The organism is Saccharopolyspora galaxeae, from assembly GCF_016526145.1.
Classification (GTDB): domain Bacteria; phylum Actinomycetota; class Actinomycetes; order Mycobacteriales; family Pseudonocardiaceae; genus Saccharopolyspora_C; species Saccharopolyspora_C galaxeae.
This window is the reverse complement of the sequence record NZ_JADDUE010000005.1, coordinates 284411-306053: the sequence shown is the minus strand read 5'-3', so window position 1 is coordinate 306053 and position 21643 is coordinate 284411. Positions and strand designations below refer to the sequence as shown.

The following is a 21643-nucleotide window of genomic DNA, read 5'->3' as shown; positions in this document are numbered from 1 at the left end:
GCCTCCTTGTCAGCTCAGAGTTCCTACCGGGCCTCAGCCGAGCAGCCCGGCGGAGCGCGCCCACCGGTACTTGGCTCCCAGCACCGCCACCGGTTTCTCCGTCGTGTAAGGGAAAGCGGCGATCCCGTGGTCGAAGAGGTGCTCGGCGGCCTGTTCCACTTCGGTGTCACCGGCCAGCGAGGCGACCACCGGTTTGTCGATGCCCTGTTCGCGGGCCTCGGCCACCACGCGGGCGGTGAGTTCGGCGAAGACCATCGGCGGCGTGACGATGGTGTGCCAGTAGCCGAGGATCAGCGCGTGCACCCGCGGATCCCGCAACCCGAGCCGGATCGTGTCCTCGTAGGTGCTCGGCGGCTCGCCGCCGGTGATGTCGATCGGGTTGCCCGCCGCGCCGAAAGGCGGGATGTAGTGCCGGAATTGCTCGTCCAAATCGGACGGTATGTCCATCAGGCGCAGCCCGTTGGCCACGCACGCGTCCGAGAGCAGCACTCCCGAACCGCCCGCGCCGGTGATGATCACGACGTTCTCGCCTTTCGGCGTCGGAAGCACCGGCAGACCGCGGGCGTATTCGAGCATGTCGTTGAGGCCGGGAGCACGGACGACTCCCGACTGCCGGAGGATGTCGTCGTAGACCTTGTCATCGCCCGCGAGCGCGCCGGTGTGCGAGCCGGCCGCTCGTGCGCCGAGCGCGGTCCGGCCCGCTTTGAGCACCACCACCGGCTTCTTCGCCGTGATGCGGCGCGCAGCCTCCACGAACGCGCGGCCGTCCTTGAGGTCTTCCAGGTGCATGGCCACGCACTTGGTGTTGTCGTCCTGCTCGAAGAACGTGAGCAGGTCGTCCTCGTCCACATCGGACTTGTTGCCGAGCCCGACGATGGCCGACACCCCGGTCCTGGTGGTGCGGCTGAACCCGAGGATGGCCATCCCGATCCCACCGCTCTGCGACGTCAGCGCGACGCCGCCGCGCACGTCGTAAGGCGTGCAGAACGTCGCGCACAGGTCGTGCGGGGTGTAGTAGTAGCCGTAGATGTTCGGGCCGAGCAGCCGGATCCCGTGCTTGCGCGCGATCTCGACGACCTCGTCCTGCAATTCGGCGTTGCCGGTCTCGGCGAACCCGGACGGGATCAGCACGGCCGCGGCCACGCCCTTGGCGCCGCATTCCTCCAGCGCGGCGGGGACGAACTTCGCGGGAACGGTGAACACCGCGACGTCCACCTCGCCGGGAACGTCCTGCACGCTGCGGTATGCCTTGCGCCCGAGCACTTCGTCGGCCTTCGGGTTCACCGGCAGGATCTCGCCGCCGTAGCCACCGGCCGTGAGGTTGCGCATCACCGAGTTGCCGATTTTGCCGTCCTCATTGGACGCACCGATGACGGCGACGCTGCGCGGCCGCATCAGCCGATTCATCGCGTGCAGGATGTCCTGCCGGGAATGGCGGTGCGGCTGCGCGGTGCCGTCCGGATCGAGCAGCACCCGGACGTCGGCCGCCACCGCGCCGCCTGCCGAGGCGAACACCGGGTTGAGGTCGAACTCGCTGATCTCCGGAAAATCGGTGACCAGTTCGGACAGCGCTTGCACGACGCCGGCGAGCGCATCGGCGTCGGCCACTTCCGCGCCCCGAGCTCCGCGCAGCACATCGGCCGCGGCGATGTCGTCGAGCATTCCGCGCGCTTCGAACTTCTCCAGCGGGGCCATCCGGAACGTCACGTCTCTGAGCGCCTCGACGAGCACGCCGCCGAGTCCGAAGGCGACGACCTTGCCGAACGTGGGATCGGTGGTCGCGCCCACGATCACTTCGTGCCCGCCGGTGAGCATCTGCTGCACCTGAACGCCGTCGATTTCCGCGTCGGCATCGTGTTCCCGCGCATTGGCCAGAATCCGCGCATAACCCTCGCGAACCTGCGCAGCACCCCGCACATCGGTGAGCACGCAACCTGCGTCCGTCTTGTGCAGGATGTCCGGCGAGACGATCTTCAGCGCTACCGGGCCGCCGAGTTCCGCCGCCAGCGCCACCGCCTCTTCGGCGGAGTCGGCCACGGCTTCGGCGGCGGTCGGGATGCCGTAGGCACCGCACAGCGCTCTGCCCTCCGGCGCGGTCAGTGCGATGCGCCCTTCTCCGAGCGCGGCGTCCAGGACTCGCCGCACGGTCTGCTCGTCGTGGCCCATCAGATCACTCCGTCCGTCTTCAACTCGGCGAGTTCTTCCGCGCCAACGCCCAATTCCCGGTAGACCTGCTCGTTGTGCTCGCCCAGCAGCGGCGATCTGGTGACGTCGGCGGGCGAGTCGGACAGCTTGATCGGGCAGCCGACGGTGCGGAACGGGCCGCGCTCCGGGTGTTCGACGGTGACGATCATGCCGTTGTCGGCCAGCGAAGCGTCCTCGACGAGCTCGCGGGTGGACAGGATCGGACCGCACGGGATGCCCCGCTCGGTCAGCCGCGCCAGCACTTCCCACTTGCCGTGCTGCCTGGTCCACTGCTCGATCAGGCCGAACATCTTGTCCAACTTGGACAGCCGGGCTTCCGGTGTGGACCAGTCCGGATCCGCGGCCAGCTCCGGACGTCCGATCAGCTCCGCTATCGGCGCCCAGCCCGCGGGCTGGACGATGACGTAGACGTAGTCGTTCGGGCCGCCGGGGTCGCACCGCAGCGCGGAGCCGGGCTGCCCGCCGCCGGAAGCGTTGCCGGAGCGAGGTACCTCGGTGCCGAACTGCTCGTTCGGGTACTCGCGCAGCGGGCCGTGCGCGAGCCGCTGCTGATCGCGCAGCTTCACCCGGCACAGGTTGAGCACGGCGTGCTGCATCGCCACCGAAACCCGCTGGCCCTGCCCGGTGCGCTGGCGTTGCAGCAGCGCGGCGAGAATGCCCGCGACGGTGTGGATACCGGTACCGGAGTCACCGATCTGCGCACCGGTCGCGGTCGGCGGCCCGTCCTCGAACCCGGTGGTGGACATCGATCCGCCCATCGCCTGCGCCACGACCTCGTAGGCTTTGAAGTGGGTGTAGGGGCCGTCTCCGAAGCCCTTGATCGAGGCGTAGATCAGTTGCGGGTTCAGGCCGCGCAGCCGGTCCCAGTCGAACCCCATCCGGTCCACCGTGCCGGGGCCGAAGTTCTCCACCAGCACGTCGCAACCGCGCACCAGATCGGAGAAGATCTCTTTGCCCCGGGTGCTTTTCATGTTCAGCGTGATGCTGCGCTTGTTGCAGTTCAGCATCGTGAAGTAGAGGCTGTCGGCGTCCGGGACGTCGCGCAGCTGCGTTCGGGTGATGTCGCCGGTCGGCGATTCCAGCTTGACGACTTCGGCGCCCAGCCAGGCCAGGATCTGGGTCGCCGAAGGTCCGGATTGGACGTGGGTCATGTCCAGCACCCGGACACCTTCCAGTGCGGTGCTCATGCTCGAATTCCCTTCCGCGCAGGGACGATGGAATCCACAACGGACTGAATAGCGCGTTCGGCGGCTGCTGCGCAGCGGTTCCGCTCGCGGAACCTCGGCGGCTCGGCGCGCTGCGCGATCGGCGCGCCCCCTGCGCAGGCAGCCGCTACTTGTACATCGTCTGGTTCATCGTTCCCGGCGCGTAGACGTCCGGGTCGATCCACACGTTGATCAGCGACGGCTTGCCGGAGTCGCGGGCGCGCCGCAGCGCGGGGCCGATCTGGTCCGGCTCGCGGACCTCTTCGCCGTGTCCGCCGAGCATTCTCGCGAACTCGCTGAAGGGCACGTCGCCGAGCGTGTTGCCGATCCGATCCCGTTCGGCGCCGTACTTCTGCGCCTGCCCGTAGCGGATCTGGTTCATGGACGAGTTGTTTCCCACGATGCCGACGAACGGCAGCCCGAACCGCACCATCGTCTCGAAATCCCATCCGGTGAGGCTGAACGCGCCGTCCCCGAACAAGCACACCACTTCCTTGTCCGGGCGGGCGTGCTTGGCGGCCATCGCGAACGGCACCCCGACGCCGAGCGTGCCGAGCGGGCCCGGGTCCATCCAGTGCCCCGGCGACTTGGGCTGGACCACCTGCCCGGAGAAGGTGACGATGTCGCCACCGTCGCCGATGTAGATCGAGTCCGCGGTGAGGAATTCGTTGATCTCGTGCACCAGCCGGTACGGATCGATGGGGGATGCGGTGGACAGCTGGCGCGGCAACCGCTTGTCGTAGGCGGCCTGCTCGACTTCGCGCAGCTCGCGCAACCATTCCTTGCGCGCGCTGCTGCCGTTGTCGATGCGGCCGGTGGCGGCTTGCGCGACGGCGGACAGCACCGCATCCGCATCGCCGACGATGCCCAGGTCGACGTCCCGGTTGCGGCCCACCGTCCGGTAATCCAGGTCGATCTGCACGACGGTCGCCTGCTGCGACAACCGCCGTCCGTAACCCATCCGGAAGTCGAACGGGGTGCCGACGATGACGATCAGGTCCGCGTTGGCGAAGGCGTGCCTGCGGGCGAGCTGGAAGTGCAGCGGGTCGTCCGGGGCGAGGGTGCCGCGGCCGGCGCCGTTCATGAACGCGGGCACGTCCAGCGACCGCACCAGTTCCACCGCCGAGTCGGTGGCCCGGCAGGTCCAGACCTGGTTGCCCAGCAGGATGCACGGTTTTTCCGCGTGTGCCAGCAGATCCGCCAGCCGCTCGATCGATTCCGGGTCTCCTGCCGAGCGGGTGGAGGCGCGGTAGCGGGCCGGCACCCGGGCGGACTCGACCGGCACGCTGGCGTCGAGCACGTCGCGGGGGATCTCCAGGAACGACGGTCCGGGGGCGCCGTGGTGCGACTCGCGGAACGCCATCGAGACCATGTCGGCGGCCCGTTCGGTGCGCGGCACGGTCGCGGCGAACTTGGTGATCGGCGACATCATGTCCACGTGCGGGAGGTCCTGCAGCGAGCCCATCTTGTGCTGCGAAAGCGCGCCTTGGCCGCCGATCAGCAGCATCGGGCTCTCCGCGCGGAACGCGTTCGCCACGCCGGTCACCGCGTCGGTGGTGCCGGGGCCTGCGGTGACCACGGCGCAGCCGGGGCGTCCGGTGATCCGGGCGTAGCCGTCAGCTGCGTGTGCGGCCACCTGCTCGTGGCGCACGTCCAGGACGTCGATGCCTTCGTCGGCGCAGCCGTCGTAGATGTCGATGATGTGCCCGCCGCACAGGGTGAAAACGGTGTCCACGCCTTCGGCGCGCAGTGCTTTGGCGACCAGGTGGCCGCCGGAGATCGTGCGGTGCTCGTCGGGTAACGGAGAGTTGGAAGCGGAGTCGGCCATCGCTGTTCTCCTCCCCGCGCGCCCTGCGGTGCGGAGCCGGTCGGCACGCGGACTCGTAAGCGCAGCTCCATACTGCATACCGTATGAGGTAGCAGTACTCCTGAGTCCGCGTGCTGTCCAGAGCCGGCCCGGGCATTACCCCTCGATGGCGGTGTCCCGGCCCCCGGCGAGCGCAAGATCCACATTGGCGCCGCGCGGATTTCCGCTCAGTGAACGGAAAGGCTGGATCGGTCGCGCGACGGCGAGACCCTGGTTCCGGCAGAACCCGTTGTGCAGCAACGAAACCCAAAAACAGTCAATTCGGACAAACGGCTCCACAATGCAGTCAGCGCGCGTTCCGCTTGCCGCGCGCAGGAGTTCGCGCGCCCGGTGGAGCCGCGCGCCGATCAGGACTTCTTGCGCCGCCGCTTGGGAGTTCCGTCCTGCTCGCCGTGGCCGAGGTAGGTCAGGCGGGTGTGCTCGGTGTGCTCGCGCATCAACCGCTCCGCGCGTTTGCCGTCGCCCCGCTCGATCGCGTCGATCAGCGCGGCGTGCTCCTGCCAGGACTGCTCACCCCGCGAGCGCGCGACCGGAGTGTGGTACCAGCGCACTCGGCGAGCGACCTGGCCGGCGAGTTCTTGCAGCACGCGGTTCTCGGAAAGCTGCGTGATCCGGGCGTGCAGCCGGGCGTTGGTGGCGACGACGGTGTCGATGTCGTCGGAGTCCAGTGCGCGCACGCCCTCGTCGTGGATCTCCCGCAGCGCGGCCACACCGTCCGCGGTGCGGTTGGCGGCTGCCAGCTTCGCGGACTCGGCTTCCAGCAGGGTGCGCACGCTCAGCAGCTGGTCGGCCTCCTCGTCGGTGGGGGAGTGCACGAACGCGCCGTAGCCCGGCCGCAGGTCGACCCACTCCTCCTTCTGCAGCGATTGCAGCGCTTCCCGGACCGGCTGGCGGGACACCCCGAGCAGTTCGGCGAGTTCCTTCTCCACCAGGTGCCTGCCCGGTTCGAGCTCGCCGGTGACGATCATCTCCAGGATCGCCTCGTACACGGTCTCGCGCAGCGGCACCGGTCGCGCCACCTGGCGCCCGGAGTTCGCGGCGGATGTGGAGGGCTCGGACATGACGGCTCCGCGCTCCGGAACGCCCGGCGTTCCGGCAGGTCAGGGACAGATCATCGGCAGCATACAGTATCCGGAAGACCGTCCGGCGCGGTTTCGGTTCGCGCGCCGGTGCACGCGACGCCGGTCGCCCCGGGTGCGACTGCTCTACTGTGGACGGTCCGGGTGTCGTCGGCGGGAGCCGTCCTAGGCCGATCGGCTGGATCACCGCCGGGTGGCTGGACTCGGCTCTCCCGCGGGATTACAACCGGATGCTGAGTTCCGGCACGACCGCGCCGCCCGCGCGGCCGAATCGGCGCGAAGCTCCCGGAGGCGACGATGGATCCGGCCATTCCACTGCGGGTCGCGCTGTCCGCACTCGCACTGCTCGCATTCGCCGGCGATGTCCTGATCGGACCGGGACTGCGCGGCGCGCGGTGGTTCTCCGGGCACGTGTTGTGCGCGGTCGCCCTCGCGCTGGTCTTCGCGATGAGCGGGGGAGCGGGACAGAGCGCGGAGTTCGCCCTTGGCTGGGTGGTCGGCTGGTCGGTGTGCCTGGACCTGGTGATCGCACTGGCTGCGCTGTCCAGGGCGGTGGTCGTACCCCATGCCGCAACGGTCGCCGTCGGCGCCGCATTGCTCGCGCGCTCGGTGCTGTCGTTCACCGGGCCGGGCGCGGCCGGGCGAGCGGCCGCGGTGATCTTGGGTGCCGCGCTCGTCGGGGCGGGCGGCTGGTGGGCGCACCGCCGCGAGCGTCCACCGTTCCCAGCCGTCCCCGCACCGGTGCGCAACGGATTGCTGTTCGGTGCCGCGGCTACCGGAGTCCTGTTCGCCTGCAGCGCAGCCACGGTTCCAGGTGCGCAACAGCCCGCCGCGTTCGCTGCGAGCCTGCTGGCGCTGCTCGGCGCACCTCGGGTGTTCGGCTTGGTCGATCGTGCGGTCGCGCGGGCGACTCGACCGCAGGTCGCGTTATCGGTGCTGCTGGCCTTCGCGGGCGTCAAGACCGGACTCAGCGCGCTTGTCGGTGCCACGTCCGGAGAAACGTTCGCGCTGGCAATCGGATCTTTCGGCGTCCTGGCCGCGGTGATCGCGCTCAGCGCGGTGACCGCGGTGCTGAGCCCGGACGTCAGCGGAGCTCGGGGCTGATCAGGACCTCGGCGAGCCGGCGCCATTGCCTGAGCGGCGCGCGTCCGTCCGCCTCGGTCGCAAGCACGGTCACCGCGACCTGATCGGCCCCGGCGTCGAGGTGTTGTCCCACCCGTACGGCGATGCTGTCGGGGTCGCCCCAGCTCACCAACGCGTCCACGATCCGATCCGATCCCGTTCCGTCCTCCTCGGTGAACCCCATCCGGTGGAAATGCGCCCGATAACCGGTGACTCCGGCCAATTGGTCGAGCAGCCAACGTCCCGCCGCACGCGCGCGGGCAGCATCGGTATCGACGACCACTGGATGCTGCACCACCAGGGTCGGTTGCGGCCCCAAGCGTGCACGTGCCCGGGCGGTGTATTCCGGTGTGGCCAGCAGCGGGAAAGCGCCGGCGGTGCGCTCACCGGCGAGCGTGAGCATCCGGGGTCCGAGTGCTGCCAGGAGACATCTGTCGGCGGGCACGGCCGGTTCGATGCGGTTCAGGTAATCGCTCAACGTCTGCCGAGGGTTCGGCCCGTGCGCCCCGCCGAGACCGACGAGGAATCGGCCCGGGTGATCCGCCTCGATCTCGGTGTAGGCCGTGGCCACGGAATCCGAGGAGAACACGTCGACCGGAATGATCCCCGTCCCGACGGGCACGTGCCGTGTGGCCCGCAAGGTCGCGGCGACGCGGCTCAAGTCGTCGAGCCGGCCACCGGATATCCAGATCGCGGCATAGCCCAGTTGTTCCAATTCGGGCGCCGCTGCCAGCGATTCCCGCCAATCCCCGAAGCTCAACGTGACTCCGATCCGGCCTCGCAGCGTCATCCCGGCTCCCGATCCCGTCCCCGTGGCGTGCCTTTCCGCTACCGGAGGTTGCTACTTCGACCGAGGTCGAGGTCAATCGGTGCGGCGCGATGATGAACGGTTGCGGCACTGCGCCGAACGAGTGAAACGTAAACGCCGTTCACGTTTGCTGTTGTCCGGGTCGTGCTCGGGTTCGTAGCTTGTCGTCCATGATCCGCTTCTTCGGCGCCGGGCTCGCCCTGCTGCTCGTCCCGCTGTCCCTGGTGCCCGCCGAGCCCGCGGCGGCGGCGAGCGAGCCCTGGTTCGACGATGCGGCGAGCCGCTCGCTCGACCTCGCCGGTTCCGGCGCCGGAGTGTCCTATCGGGACGGTCACGGCCGGGAGGTGGTGTTGCGCGGCTTCAACGTCTCCGGCGAGGTGAAGCTGGGCGAGAACGGCAACCTGCCGTTCGCCACGACCGCCGAAGCCCGCGAATCCGCCGCCGCGATGCGGGAATCCACCGGTGCGAACACCGTGCGGTTCCTGCTTTCCTGGGAGCGGGTGCAGCCCGCGCCGGACCGGATCGACCGGGAGTACCTGCGGCGCGTGACCGAGCAGATGGCCGCGTTCGCCGACGCCGGATTCTGGGTGCTGCCGGACTACCACCAGGACCTATACTCGCGGCACCTGTTCCGCCCGGACAGCTGGTACACCGGCGACGGCGCGCCGCGCTGGGTGGTCGAAGGCGGTGACTACCCGCCGGAGAACTGCGGGGTCTGCTTCCACTGGGGACAGAACATGATGAACAACGAGGCGGTCAAGCAGGCGAAGGCCGACTTCTGGAACAACCGGCGGATTCCGACCGCGGCCGGTGAGGTCGGCATCCAGGACGCCTTCCTGGCGCAGGCCGAAGCCGCGCTCGGCTACTTCGCCGAGCACCTCACTCCGGCGCAGTTCCAGCGGATGATCGGCTTCGACCCGTTCAACGAACCGTCGGCGGGCGACTACGACGAGGGCCAGGACGGTGCGAGCTGGGAACGTGGCGAGCTCTGGCCGTTCTTCGAACGGTTCCGGTCCATCATGGACAGGGCGGGCTGGCGGGACAAGCCCGCTTACGTCGAACCCACGGTGTTCTGGAACAACAACGTGCCGTTCGTGCGGGAACCGGGCGGCTTCCCCGAGCTGGCACACCTCGGCGACCGCTTCGTGTTCAACGCGCACTTCTACCACGCGCTCGCGCAGTCCGGGCTCTACGGCAAGGCGAAGGACGGTGAGAACGTCGCCGATTTCGCCCAGATCCGCGATCGTGCGGCCGAACTCGGCACGACCGGCTTCGTCTCCGAGTTCGGGCATCCGCTCGGCGGGTCCACGGCGGACAAGTATCCGACCGTGCTGAAGGGCCTGTACCAGGCCATGGATTCCCGGTTGTCCGGCGCGGACTGGTGGCGCGGCGCGGCGCACTCCGGCTCGGTGCTGTCCGGAACCCAGTGGCAGTGGGACATCTACCACGATCGGCACCACGAGCCGATGAACGGCAACCCGGACAAGGTCGAGACCGAAGGTGACGCCTGGAACGGCGAGGACCATTCCGTGGTGAGCCGCGACGAGACCGGAAAGCTCCGGCTGCGCGCGGACCCGCGCGTGCTGGACCGGTTGTATCCCCGCGCGGTCGACGGCGAGACCGCGGCGTTCACCTACGAGGACCGATCCCGCGACGGCGACAAGACGTTGACGTGGAACGAGATTCCCGCCGACATGCCCGCCGTGCGGGAACTCGTCGGCGAAGGACAGTACGGAGTCCTCGCGTGGCGCGGAGGCGCATCGGACGCGCCCACCGAGCTGCACTTGCCGGAAACCTTCGGCGATACCAACACCACGGTCGTCTCCGACATCGGCAGCGTGCACGGGATCCCGAATTACGAGCCAGGAAAAGCGATTTCCTCCACAAAGGACTCAAGGCTCGTGCTCGAGGTTGCGGGCGAACCCGGCACGATGCACTACGCGCTCGTCGCCAACGGTCCGGAGTCCCCTTCGCCGCAACAGCTCTCCGCTGCCCAGGCCGAATTGGACCGGTGGTCGGGCTCGCTGCGGTGACGCCCGGACGTGCGCGCCGACGCGCGCGGGGTTACCAACGCTGCATGGACTCTGCGCGGGCTTTGCGGGAGATCGCGTTCTGGTTGGAACGCGCGGGCGAACCGACCTACCGGGTGCGGGCGTTCCGGCGGGCGGCGCAGGTCGCGGACTCGCACGACGACCTCGCCGACCGCGCCGCGGCCGGGCGGCTGACCGACCTGGCGGGCATCGGCAAGACCACCGCGCGCGTGATCGAGCAGGCCGAGCGCGGCGCGACACCGGACTACCTGGCCCGGCTTCGGGAAGAAGGCGCGGAGCGGGCCGGGCCGTTGCGCGCGGCGTTGCGCGGTGACTGCCACACCCACTCCGACTGGTCCGACGGCGGCAGCCCGATCGAGGAAATGGCCGCCACGGCGCGGGAACTCGGGCACGAGTGGATGGTGCTGACCGATCACTCACCGCGGCTGACCGTGGCGCGGGGGCTCAGCACCGAGCGGCTGCACCACCAGCTCGAACTGGTCGCCGAGCTCAACTCGGCGATGCGCCCGTTCCGGGTGCTGACCGGCATCGAGGTGGACATCCTCGACGACGGCTCGCTGGACCAGGACCCCGAGGTGCTGGCCGGGCTCGAGTTCGTGGTGGCCAGCGTGCATTCCAAGCTGCGGATGGATTCGGCGGCGATGACCCGGCGGATGCTGGCGGCGGTGGCGAACCCGCGGGTCGACGTGCTCGGGCACTGCACCGGGCGGTTGCGGTCGAGCCGCCCGCCGTCCGAGTTCGACGCCGACGAGGTGTTCGCGGCCTGCCGGGAGCACGGCGTCGCGGTCGAGATCAACTCGCGTCCCGAGCGGCTGGATCCGCCGCGGGCGCTGCTGCGGCGCGCGTTCGAGCTGGGCTGCGAGTTCGCCATCGATTCCGACGCGCACGCCCCCGGCCAGCTCGCCTGGCAGTCCCACGGCTGCGCGCGGGCCGAGGAATGCGGCATCCCGCCGCAGCGGGTGATCAACACACGCGGCGCAGAGATGCTGCTCAGCCGCTGAGCGGTGTCGGCACTGCGGCCCGAGGACGCGGCAGGACCCCGCTGCCATCCCGGCACGCCGCGGTAGGGACCGCGTGCGACCGGCCGCCCGAGAGTCGCAGCCGCTCACCCCACCTGGAACGACCGCTTCGCCAGCCCCATCCAATAGCCGTCGATGAGCTGGTCCGGCGCAGTTCCCGGATCGCGTGCCGCGCCGAGGGTGACGAACATCGGCGCGAAGTGCTCGGCCGTCGGGTGCGCGTAGGGCATCCCGGGCGCGCGATCGGCGTAGGCGGCGAGTTCGTCCACGTCCCCGCGCCCCAGCGTTTCTCCTGCCCACGCGTCGAACTCGCGGGACCAGCCGGGAGCCGCGGCGTTCGGGCGCATGTCGCTGAGGAACGGCAGGCCGTGCGTGGTGAAACCGGAGCCGATGATCAGCACGCCTTCGTCCCGCAACGGCCGCAGCCGCCGCCCGAGCTGCAGCAACCGCTCCGGATCCAACGTCGGCATCGACACCTGCAGCACCGGCACGTCCGCGTCCGGGTACATCACGGTCAACGGCACGTAGGCACCGTGGTCGAGCCCGCGGTCCGGCTGGTGGGCCACCGGTTCGTCGTCCGGCATCAGCGCGGCGACCTTCGCGGCCAGCTCGGGAGCACCAGGACTCGGGTAGACGGTTTCGTAGTAGCGCGGCGCGAAACCCCAGAAGTCGTAGGTCAGCGGCACGCCGTCCGCGGTCGCCCCGAGCGTGCAAGGCGCGGATTCCCAGTGCGCCGAGACCACCAGAATCGCCTTCGGCCGCGGCAGGTTCCCCGCCCAGTCCGCGAGCTGGCCGGTCCACAGCGCGTCGTCGACCAGCGGTGGCGCTCCGTGGCTGAGGTAGATCGCGGGCATCGACTGCGACATCGCCGGCCTCCACTTGATTGAAGCTTCAATTAACAGCGTAGGCCGTGGCAGGACCGGGTTCAAGGCGCCCCGGCGATCGGCGAGGGGGCGCAGGACGGCGGTTAGACTCGCCGGATGGACGAGCTGCAGCGGTCGAGCGACCCCCCGTGGTTGAGCGACGACGAGCAGCACGCCTGGCGCAAGCTCGCGATGCTCATGACGCTGCTGCCCGCCGCGCTGGACACCCAGTTGCAACGGGACTCGGATCTGACGCACTTCGGCTACTGGGTGCTGGCGATGCTGTCCGAACGCCCGGACCGCACGCTGCGGATGAGCGATCTCGCCGCGCAGGCCGCCGCTTCGCCATCCCGCGTCTCGCACGTGGTGGCGCGGCTGGAGAACAACGGGTGGGTGCGGCGCGCCAAGTCCACTTGCGACGGTCGCAGCAACCTCGCCGAACTCACCGAAGCCGGCTACCGCAAGGTCGTCGAATCCGCTCCCGGCCACGTGGAACGGGTGCGGTCGCTGGTGTTCGACGCCCTCACCGGCACCCAGGTCCAGCAACTCGGCGAGATCTGCGGTGCGATGCTCCGCCGCATCGACCCGGACGGACGGCTCGGCACGTAGCCGGTTCACCACGGGTGGGCGGACCGTTGGTCCGGCTGGATCGGTCGAACAGTCCGTTCGCTCGGAACGGGAGGACCGTCCTGCGCTTCGCTCCCCGGCGCTGGATCGGCTTGTGGGCCGCATCGCCGGGGAGCGCTATGCGCGTCAGGCGTGACCGTTCCCTGTTTCACCAGTGAACGGACCGTTCGTCCGACTCGATTGGTTCAACAGGCCGTTCACTCGGAAACAAGGCTCGGGAGGTGGCCGTTGCCGGCCGGCGGTGCGGTTTCCTGCTGGGCGAACTGGGTGCGGTACAGCTCCGAGTAGAGCCCGCCGCGGGCGAGCAGGTCGGCGTGCGTGCCCTGTTCGGCGATGTGGCCGCCGGAGATCACCAGGATCTTGTCCGCTTCCCGGATGGTCGCCAGCCGGTGCGCGATGACCAGCGCCGTCCGGCCCGACAGCGCGGTGGACAGCGCTTGCTGCACCGCGGCCTCCGACTCCGAGTCCAGGTGCGCGGTCGCCTCGTCCAGCACCACCACCGGCGGAGCCTTCAGCAGCAGCCGGGCGATGGCCAGCCGCTGCTTCTCCCCGCCGGAGAGCCGGTAGCCGCGGTCGCCGACGACGGTGTCCAAGCCCTCCGGCAGTTCGTCGATCAGCTCGTGCAGCTGGGCGGTGCGCAGCGCCTCGAACAGCTCGTCGTCGGAAGCACCGGGCCGGGCGTAGGCGAGGTTGGCGCGGATCGAATCGTGGAACAGGTGCGGGTCTTGCGTGACCACGCCGACCGTCGCGTACAGCGACTTCAGCGTCACGTCCCGCACGTCGTGCCCGGCCACCCGCACGGTTCCGGAGTCGACGTCGTAGAGCCGTCCCGCGAGGTTGGTGAGCGTGGTCTTGCCCGCGCCGGAATGCCCGACCAGCGCAACGGTCTGCCCGGGTTCGGCCCGGAAGCTGATGTCGCGCAGCACCTCGTGCGCCGGTGCCTGCTCGCTGCGGGCGACCGACTCCAGCGAGGCCAGCGAGATCTCGCTGGAGGCCGGGTAGCGGAACGACACGTGCTCGAACTCGACGTCGGCGCTGCCGGAGCGGACCTGCAGGCGCACGGCGTCCGGCTTCTCCTCGATCATCGGCTTGAGGTCGAGCACCTCGAAGACCCGGTCGAAGCTCACCAGCGCCGTCATCACGTCCACGTGCACGTTCGACAGCGCGGTCAACGGCCCGTACAGGCGGCTCAGCAGGGTCGCCAGCGCCACCAGCGTGCCCAGCTGGAACGCCCCGGAGATCACCAGCGAACCGCCGAGCCCGTAGACCACGGCCGTGGCCAGCGCCGCCAGCAGCGTCAGCGCCACGAAGAACACCCTGCTGTACATCGCCGATACGACGCCCAGGTCGCGCACCCGCGCCGCGCGCGAGGAGAACATGCCCGCCTCGTCCTCGGTGCGGCCGTAGAGCTTCGCCAGCATCGCGCCGCCGACCCCGAAACGTTCGGTCATCAGCGAGCTCAGCTGCGCGTCGGTCTTCATCTGCTCGCGGGTGACGGTCTGCAGCTTGCGGCCGACCCAGCGCACCGGCAGCAGGAACAGCGGCAGCAGCGCCAGCGCGATCAGCGTGATCTGCCAGGACAGCGTGAACATCGTGGCCAGCACCAGCACCAGGCTCAGCACGTTCGACACCACCGAGGACAGCGTGCTGGTCAGCGCCCGCTGCGCCCCGATCACGTCGCTGTTGAGCCTGCTGACCAGCGAACCGGTCTGCGCGCGCACGAAGAACGCCACCGGCATCCGCTGCACGTGGTCGAACACCTCGGACCGCAGGTCGTAGATGAGCCCTTCGCCCAGCTTCGCCGAGTACCAGCGCTGCGCCAGCGACAGCACCGCCTCCAGCACCGCGACCAGCGCGACCAGCCCGGCGAGCCATGCCACCACGTGCAGGTTCCGCGGCACGATGCCGTTGTCGATGATCGCCTTGAACAGCAGCGGCGTCACGATCCCGATCACCGCGGACGCGGCGACCAGCAGCAGGAACGGGACGATGTCGCGGGCGTAGGGGCGGGCGTAACGGGTGATCCGCCGCGCGAGGCCGGGGGCCAGGCGTTGCCGGGTCACCGACTGGTCACCGGCGAAGGAGCGCATCGTCTCCCAGCTGACGCCAGAGGTCATCGTGGTGGTCCTCTCGTGTCGAGTTCGTCCGCGCCCGCCCGGTTCGGGTCGGCCGGGTCGCGGAGCAGCCGCGCGGTGGTGTCGCGCGCCGAAGCCGATGCTGCGACTTCGGGTTAACTCGAAGTCAAACACGAACGAAGCGGCCGGTGTTCCCTTCGGAAGTCGAGCGCGCTCGGCCGCCAAGATCGCGCTTCTGGAGGATCTTCCCGCGGCTGGCGAGCCGTTACCTTGTCCGGCGGTGCATGAGGCGCTCGCGCAGGTGGCGTCTTCGGCCGCGACGATCCGGGGTGGAGATGTCGTCGAACGGGAGCGCGGAGACCGGTTCGCTGGCCGGATCCCGGCTGGGCGTGCCCGCGATCGTGTTCTTCACCGTGGCCGCCGCGGCGCCGGAAACGGTCGTCGCCGGGGGAGCGGTCAGCGGTTTCGCCGTCTCCGGGGTCAACGGCATCCCCGTCGGCTACCTGGCGATCGCGCTGGTGCTGGGCCTGTTCGCGATCGGTTACGTGACGATGGCCCGCCAGGTCGAGAACGCGGGCGCCTTCTACGCCTACATCGCCAAAGGTCTCGGCCGGGTTTCCGGCACCGCTGCGGGCGGGGTGGCGTTGCTGGCCTACAACGTGCTCCAGGTCAGCCTCCTCGGCGGTTTCGGAGTGGGCGCCGCCGACCTGGTCCGCGGGCTCGGCGGCGGCGCCCACCCCTGGTGGCTCTACGCCGGGATCGGGCTGGCGGGCGTGGCGGTGCTGGGCGTGCTGCGCATCGACATCAACGGGCGGGTGCTCGGCGTGCTGCTGGCCGCCGAGGTGCTGGTGATCCTGGTCTACGACGCAGCGTTCGTGGCCCGGCCCGCCGCCGCGGGCGTCGTTGCGGACACGCTGAACCCGGCGCAACTGCTGACCGGCACCGCCGGGGTGATCCTGGTGATCGCCTTCACCGGGTTCATCGGGTTCGAGAATTCCACCGTGCTGACCGAGGAAGCGCGGGGCAGGCGCACCGTGGTGATCGCGACCTACTCGTCGCTGGTGCTGATCGGTGCGCTCTACGGGTTCTCCACCTGGGCGATGACCGTGGCGACCGGGCCGGAGCGGATCGTCGCGCGGGCCGAGGAGCACTCCACCGAGCTGCTGTTCGTGCTCGCCGCCGAACGGCTGCCCGCCGCGGTGGTCACGATCGGCTCCGCGCTGTACGTCACGAGCCTGTTCGCGGCGATGCTCTCGTTCCACCACGTCTGCGCCCGCTACTTCTTCGCGCTCGGGCGGGAAGGCGTCGGGCCGCGATGGTGGGCGCGCACCAGCCCGCGCACCTCGGCGCCGACCGCCGGATCGGCGACGCAGAGCGCGATCGCGCTGCTGCTCGTGGTGGTCTTCGCGATCGGCGGGTGGGATCCGATCGTCTACCTGTTCTTCTGGGGCGCCTCGGTCGGAGCGCTCGGCGTGCTGCTGCTGGTGACCGCGACCTCGCTGGCCGTGGTCGGCTACTTCCTGCGCAACGGTCCGGGCGGGCACAGCAGGTGGCGCACCTTGTTCGCGCCCGCGGCGGCGGTGGTGCTGCTCGGGCTGATCCTGGTGCTGACGCTGAGCTCGTTCGGCACCGTGCTGGGAGTCGCGCCCGGCGATCCGGCGGCCTGGTCGCTGCCGCTGCTGTACCTGGTGGTCGCGCTCGGCGGTGGCGCGTGGGGCCTTCGGTTGCGCCGCAGCCGTCCCCGGACTTACGCCCGGATCGGGATGGGTGCGCACCCGGGGGCGGTCGACGATCGGAAGCAGCGGGTCTGAAAGCGGCCCACCGCCCGGTGAAGCCAGTCCGGGAGGACGCTAGGTCTGCGACTGCGCGCCCACGTAGTCGAACTCCCAGGTGTCGGCCCGGCCCGGCTCGGCGCGTTCGTAGATCAACAGCGGCGGAGCGGCCGCCGCGCGCGGCGGCTCCGGGCCGCGGACGGGCACGGTGATGCGCGGAACGGGATGCCCGGACGTGTCGGCGGGGACGGTGATCTCGCGGCCGTCCTCCGGTCCGCCGCGCAGCCGGACGCGAATCTGATCCACTGGTGGGTCTCCCTTCGCCGGTTCGCGGGGTCGGACTCCGCGGGCCGCCGTCCGGTTCCGTCGCTCACCGGATCGAGTGGTGCGCCACGAACCGGTTCCGTCGCTGCTGGCGTGGTGTCCAGGAAGGACGGTGGAAGGAGCCGCCCGCTGGGAGCACGCTGCTCGCAGACTCGATCACCGAGCGTACTCCCGGCGGATCACCGCCGAGCGGCGTTCGGCCTCACGTGTAGTGCGGAGCCAGCAGCCCGGCGGTTTCGATCAGCCGGGCGGAGTGCGCCAGCAGCTCGTCGCGGCTGAGCTGGAACGTGATCGTCGAGATGCTCACCCCGCCCACCGGACGTCCGGTGCCGTCCAGCAGCGGCGCGGCCAGGCACCGGATGGTCTCCTCGTTCTCCTCGTCGTCGATCGCGCAGCCCGCGGCGCGGATCCGCTCGAGTTCGCCTTCCAGTTCCGCGGTGCCGGTGATGGTGCGGTCGGTCTGCGCGGGCAGTCCGGCGGCCAGCGCGGCGGAACGCTCCTCGGCGGGCAGGTTCGCCAGGATCGCCTTGCCGATCGCGGTGCAGTGCAGCGGCAGCACGCCACCGATCCGCGAAGCCATCCGGTACGGCCCGGCGCTGTCCACCTTGCGCACGTAGATCGCGTGGTCGCCGCTGAGCAGCGCGACGTGCACGGTCTGGCCCACTTCGGCCTGGAACCGCTCCAGCAGCGTCTCGCCGCCGGAGCCCGCGGCCGCGGAGATCGTCGCCGACATCGCGTAGGCGCGCGGCCCGAGCGAGTAGCCGCCGTCGCCGTCGCTGACCGCGTAGCCGGCCGCGGTCAGCCCGCTCAGCAGCCGGTGCGTGCTGGGTTTGGCGATGCCGGTGGCCTTGGCGATCTCGCCGAGCCGGTGCGGGCCGCCCGGGTCGGCGACCGCTTCCAGGACGCGCAGCGTGCGCAGCGCGCTGCCTTCCGAGGCGCTCATCGTCCCCGCTCCCCCCGCTTCATTGCTTCCGGCCCGGTCCCGATCTACGCTACCGTTCGCTCTAACAAAACGGTATTCCGTATTTCGGAACGTGGTGGCTCAAGGAGGAGCGATGACCACGCAGACCCCGCCGGAACGCCCGGCGCGTCCGCGAGGCCGGGCGAACAACCTGCGCTGGGGCATGGCGCTGCTGTGCTTCGTCGGGTTGTCGGTGAACTACATCGACCGCTCCGCGCTTTCCGTGGCGCTGCCTTCGATGAACCACGACCTCGGCTTCGACCCGAGCGTGCAGGGCCTGATCCTGGGCACGTTCTTCCTCGCCTACGCGGTGTTCCAGCTGCCCGCGGGCGTGCTGATCGACCGGATCGGGGTGAAGAAGTCCTTCGCGCTGGGCGCGCTGGTGTGGGGCCTGGCCACGATGCTCACCGGGTTGGTGACCGGGCTGATCGCGTTGCTGGCGTTCCGGTTCCTGCTCGGCGTCGGCGAATCCACCGGCTACCCGGGCTCGGCGAAGGTCGTCTCGCGCTGGTTCCCGCGCCACGAGCGGGCTTTCGCGAACAGCATCTGGGACAACGGCGCCCGCGCGGGCACCGCGATCGCGCTGCCGGTGGTGACCGCGATCATCGCCTGGGAGGGCTGGCGCGCGGCCTTCCTGGTCGTCGGCGTGCTCGCGCTGCTGTGGGTGGCGTGGTGGTGGTTCGCCTACCGCGAGCCGGAGGAGCATCCGAAGGTCACCGAGCAGGAACTCGCCTACATCGACGAAGGCGGCGCGCGGGGGGAGTCCACATCGGACGAAAGCCCGAAGGTGCGCTGGCGGGACCTGTTCCGCTACCGCACGGTGTGGGCGATGATGCTCGGCTTCTTCTGCCTGAACTACATCATCTACTTCTTCATCACCTGGTTCCCCAGCTACCTGGTGCAGGCGCGCGGGTTCGACCTGCTGGAGCTGGGCACGGTCGGCGCGCTGCCCGGCATCGTGGCGATCGGCGGCAGCCTGCTCGGCGGCTGGGTGTCCGACTCGCTGGTGCGGCGCGGGTGGAGCCTGACGCGGGCGCGCAAGATCTGCCTGATTCCGGGAATGCTGCTGAGCTCGGTGATCGCGCTCGCGGTGGTCGTGCCGAACGCGGCGAGCGCGGTGGTGCTGCTGTCGATCTCCTACGCCAGCCTGTCGTTCAGCGCCGCCTCGGTGGCTTCGCTGCCCGCCGACGTCGCCCCGCAGCCCGGGCAGGTCTCCTCGCTGGCGGGTATCCAGAACTGCGCGTCGAACCTCGCCGGGTTCATCGGGCCGATCGTCACCGGTGTGCTGCAGACCGTCAGCGGCGGGTCGTTCGTGGCGCCGCTGGTGCTTTCCGGCGCGCTCGGGCTGCTCGGCGCGTTCTCCTACGGGGTGCTGATCAAGCGGGTCGAGCCGCTGCCGGTGCGGGAACCAGTGGCGGCATGAGTCGAGGAGGAACGTTGGAACGGGCCGCGGTGCTGCACGCGCCGGAGGACGTGCGCGTGCAAGAGGTCGAGCCGGAGCCGTTGCGCCCCGGCGCGGTGCGGATCGCGGTGGCCGCGACCGGCTTGTGCGGCAGCGACCTGCACTACTACGCCGACGGCCGGAACGGGCCGAACGTGCTGCGCACGCCGACGGTGCTCGGGCACGAGTCGGCCGGGTCGATCACCGAGATCGGCGACGGCGTGGACCCGGACCTGCTCGGCCGTCTCGTGGCAGCCGAGCCGGCGCGGCCATGCCGTCGCTGCGAAACCTGCGCCTCCGGCCGGTACAACCTCTGCCCGGCCGGGCGCTGCTTCGGCTCGCCGCCCACGCACGGCACGATCCGTTCCAGCGTGGTCGTGGATGCGGAGCTGGCCCACGCGGTGCCGCAGAACGTCGATCCCGCCGAAGCCGCGCTGGTCGAGCCGCTGGCCGTGGCGTGCTGGGCCGCGCGCCGTGCCGGCATCGTCAGTGGATCGTCGGTGCTGGTCACCGGCGCCGGGCCGATCGGGCAGCTGGCGGTGGCCGCGGCTCGTGCGGCGGGTGCGGCGCGGATCGTGCTCACCGACGTGGACCCGCGGCGGCTGGCGTCGGCCGCCGGTGCCGGGGCGGATGAGGTGCTCGACACCAGCGCCGATCAGCTGCCGACCGGCTTCGATCACCAACTCGAGTGCTCCGGCGCGCCGGAGGCGTTGGCGCCGGCCGCGCTCGTGCCGGGTGGTGTGCTGGCGCTGGTCGGCGTGCCCGCGGGTCGCGCGCCGTCGCCGGAATTGCTCGCCGCCGCGCAGCGCTGGGAGATCGACGTGCGCGGCTGCTTCCGCTACGGGCCGGGCGCGTTCCGGGCCGCTGTCGGCATGGTCCGCGCCGGCCGGGTCGACCTCGCCCGGATGGTCACGGGCCGGTTCCCGCTGGAGCAGACCGGGTTGGCGTTGCACACCGCGCTCACCGACCGCGACCACCTGAAGATCGCCGTACTGTCCGAGGAGGACGCATGAGGATCACCGCCGCCGATGTCATCGTGACCTGCCCGGGGCGCAACTACGTCACGCTGAAGATCACTACCGCGGACGGGGTCACCGGGCTCGGCGACGCCACCCTCAACGGCCGCGAGCTGGCCGTGGCCGCGTACCTGCGCGAGCACGTCTGTCCACTGTTGATCGGACGGGATGCCGGGCACATCAACGACATCTGGCAGTACCTTTACCGGGGTGCGTACTGGCGTCGCGGGCCGGTGACGATGACCTCGATCGCGGCCGTGGACTGCGCGCTGTGGGACATCCTGGGCAAGGAGACCGGAAAACCGGTGCACCAGCTGCTCGGCGGAGCCGCCCGCGACGGCGTCACGATCTACGGCCACGCCAGCGGACGGAGCATCGACGAACTCCTCGACGACGTGGCGACGTTCCACGAGCGCGGCTACAAGGCGATCCGGGTGCAAGCGGCGATCCCCGGACTGGACAGCACCTACGGGCTGCACCACCCGGGAACCGGTGAAACGTACGAACCGGCCGACGCCGCGATGCCGTCCGACAACGTCTGGCACACACCGGCCTATTTGGACTTCGCGCCGGAGATGATGCGGGCGGTGCGGGAACGCTTCGGATACGACTTCCACCTGCTGCACGACGTGCACCACCGGCTCTCGCCGCTGGAGGCGGCGCAACTGGGCAAGTCGTTGGAGCCGTACCGGATGTTCTGGATCGAGGACCCGACTCCGGCCGAGGACCAGGAGGCGTTCCGCACGATCCGGCAGCACACCACCACGCCGATCGCGGTCGGCGAGGTGTTCAACTCCATCTGGGACTGCCAGCACCTGATCACCGAGCGGCTGATCGACTACATCCGCGCATCGGTCTCGCACGCCGGTGGGATCACGCACCTGCGCAGGATTTTCGACCTGGCGGCGCTGTACGGGGTGCGCACCGGTTCGCACGGTGCCGGAGACCTCTCGCCGGTGTCGTTCGCCGCCGCGCTGCACCTCGACCTGACGGTGCCGAACTTCGGAATTCAGGAGTACATGGGTCATCTCGACCCGGCCGGTGAGGTGTTCAAGACGAACTACTCCTTCGAGGACGGGCTCATGCACCCTGGTACGGCGCCCGGTCTCGGCGTGGAGATCGACGAGGAGGCCGCCGCGAAATACCCGTACGAGCCGAAGTACCTGCCGGTGAACCGGTTGCGCGACGGCTCGATGCACGACTGGTGA

The 21643-nt window shown here is 70.1% G+C and carries 17 protein-coding genes; 8 read left to right on the top strand and 9 right to left on the bottom strand.

All coding sequences use genetic code 11. The features are described from left to right. Positions 1–33: 33 nt before the first annotated feature. The 4 genes from INP57_RS14185 to INP57_RS14170 all read right to left on the bottom strand — a co-directional run bounded on the left by INP57_RS14185 (position 34) and on the right by INP57_RS14170 (position 6338). Positions 34–2166 (bottom strand): acetate--CoA ligase family protein, encoded by a 2133-nt coding sequence (locus INP57_RS14185; protein ID WP_200070660.1) that lies wholly within the window; start codon positions 2164–2166, stop codon positions 34–36. After that, on the bottom strand, positions 2166–3392 hold the full coding sequence (frc, locus tag INP57_RS14180; RefSeq protein ID WP_200070659.1) for a formyl-CoA transferase: 1227 nt from the start codon (positions 3390–3392) through the stop codon (positions 2166–2168). The genes INP57_RS14185 and frc overlap by 1 nt, the downstream gene beginning before the upstream one ends. Positions 3393–3537: 145 nt before the next feature. Further along, entirely contained in the window at positions 3538–5238 is a 1701-nt protein-coding gene (locus tag INP57_RS14175) for a thiamine pyrophosphate-binding protein (RefSeq protein WP_200070658.1), read from the bottom strand. 386 nt (positions 5239–5624) lie between these two features. Then, positions 5625–6338: a GntR family transcriptional regulator gene (locus tag INP57_RS14170; protein WP_200070657.1), complete on the bottom strand. Its 714-nt coding sequence runs from the start codon at positions 6336–6338 to the stop codon at positions 5625–5627. A gap of 315 nt (positions 6339–6653) precedes the next feature. Between INP57_RS14170 and INP57_RS14165 the strand changes: the two genes are divergently transcribed. Beyond that, the gene (locus INP57_RS14165; protein ID WP_200070656.1) at positions 6654–7460 is read left to right on the top strand and encodes a hypothetical protein; all 807 of its coding nucleotides are present in this window, start codon (positions 6654–6656) and stop codon (positions 7458–7460) included. On the opposite strand, the gene INP57_RS14160 is transcribed toward INP57_RS14165, so the two are convergent. Beyond that, positions 7441–8268 (bottom strand): TIGR03620 family F420-dependent LLM class oxidoreductase, encoded by an 828-nt coding sequence (locus INP57_RS14160; protein WP_200070655.1) that lies wholly within the window; start codon positions 8266–8268, stop codon positions 7441–7443. The two genes, INP57_RS14165 and INP57_RS14160, sit on opposite strands and share 20 nt — an antisense overlap. Positions 8269–8456: 188 nt before the next feature. Here INP57_RS14160 and INP57_RS14155 point away from each other — a divergent pair, with 188 nt between their 5' ends. Both INP57_RS14155 and INP57_RS14150 read left to right on the top strand, forming a co-directional pair. Further along, on the top strand, positions 8457–10319 hold the full coding sequence (locus INP57_RS14155) for a cellulase family glycosylhydrolase (RefSeq protein WP_200070654.1): 1863 nt from the start codon (positions 8457–8459) through the stop codon (positions 10317–10319). 44 nt (positions 10320–10363) lie between these two features. Further along, entirely contained in the window at positions 10364–11338 is a 975-nt protein-coding gene (locus tag INP57_RS14150; RefSeq protein ID WP_200070653.1) for a PHP domain-containing protein, read from the top strand. Between the two features lie 104 nt (positions 11339–11442). On the opposite strand, the gene INP57_RS14145 is transcribed toward INP57_RS14150, so the two are convergent. Continuing rightward, positions 11443–12222 carry a dioxygenase family protein gene (locus tag INP57_RS14145; protein WP_200070652.1) on the bottom strand — a complete coding sequence of 260 codons (780 nt, stop codon included), beginning with the start codon at positions 12220–12222 and terminating at the stop codon, positions 11443–11445. A gap of 114 nt (positions 12223–12336) precedes the next feature. Here INP57_RS14145 and INP57_RS14140 point away from each other — a divergent pair, with 114 nt between their 5' ends. Then, on the top strand, positions 12337–12828 hold the full coding sequence (locus INP57_RS14140) for a MarR family winged helix-turn-helix transcriptional regulator (protein ID WP_200070651.1): 492 nt from the start codon (positions 12337–12339) through the stop codon (positions 12826–12828). A 215-nt stretch (positions 12829–13043) separates the two neighbouring features. On the opposite strand, the gene INP57_RS14135 is transcribed toward INP57_RS14140, so the two are convergent. Next, the gene (locus tag INP57_RS14135; RefSeq protein WP_200070650.1) at positions 13044–14963 is read right to left on the bottom strand and encodes an ABC transporter ATP-binding protein; all 1920 of its coding nucleotides are present in this window, start codon (positions 14961–14963) and stop codon (positions 13044–13046) included. Between the two features lie 293 nt (positions 14964–15256). Between INP57_RS14135 and INP57_RS14130 the strand changes: the two genes are divergently transcribed. Continuing rightward, positions 15257–16732, top strand: coding sequence for an APC family permease (locus INP57_RS14130; protein ID WP_200070649.1), 1476 nt, complete (start codon positions 15257–15259; stop codon positions 16730–16732). 39 nt (positions 16733–16771) lie between these two features. Here the strand turns inward: INP57_RS14130 and INP57_RS14125 are convergent, their stop codons facing one another. Together INP57_RS14125 and INP57_RS14120 are read right to left on the bottom strand one after the other, a co-directional pair. Then, positions 16772–16999, bottom strand: coding sequence for a DUF8847 domain-containing protein (locus tag INP57_RS14125; RefSeq protein ID WP_200070648.1), 228 nt, complete (start codon positions 16997–16999; stop codon positions 16772–16774). A 220-nt stretch (positions 17000–17219) separates the two neighbouring features. Continuing rightward, on the bottom strand, positions 17220–17960 hold the full coding sequence (locus tag INP57_RS14120) for an IclR family transcriptional regulator (RefSeq protein WP_200070647.1): 741 nt from the start codon (positions 17958–17960) through the stop codon (positions 17220–17222). 112 nt (positions 17961–18072) lie between these two features. Here INP57_RS14120 and INP57_RS14115 point away from each other — a divergent pair, with 112 nt between their 5' ends. The 3 genes from INP57_RS14115 to manD are packed head-to-tail and all read left to right on the top strand — an operon-like array spanning position 18073 to position 21643. After that, positions 18073–19401, top strand: coding sequence for an MFS transporter (locus INP57_RS14115; RefSeq protein WP_200070646.1), 1329 nt, complete (start codon positions 18073–18075; stop codon positions 19399–19401). Continuing rightward, on the top strand, positions 19398–20432 hold the full coding sequence (locus INP57_RS14110) for an alcohol dehydrogenase catalytic domain-containing protein (RefSeq protein WP_200070645.1): 1035 nt from the start codon (positions 19398–19400) through the stop codon (positions 20430–20432). Before INP57_RS14115 ends, INP57_RS14110 begins: the two co-directional genes overlap by 4 nt. After that, positions 20429–21643, top strand: coding sequence for a D-mannonate dehydratase ManD (gene manD, locus INP57_RS14105; protein ID WP_200070644.1), 1215 nt, complete (start codon positions 20429–20431; stop codon positions 21641–21643). Before INP57_RS14110 ends, manD begins: the two co-directional genes overlap by 4 nt.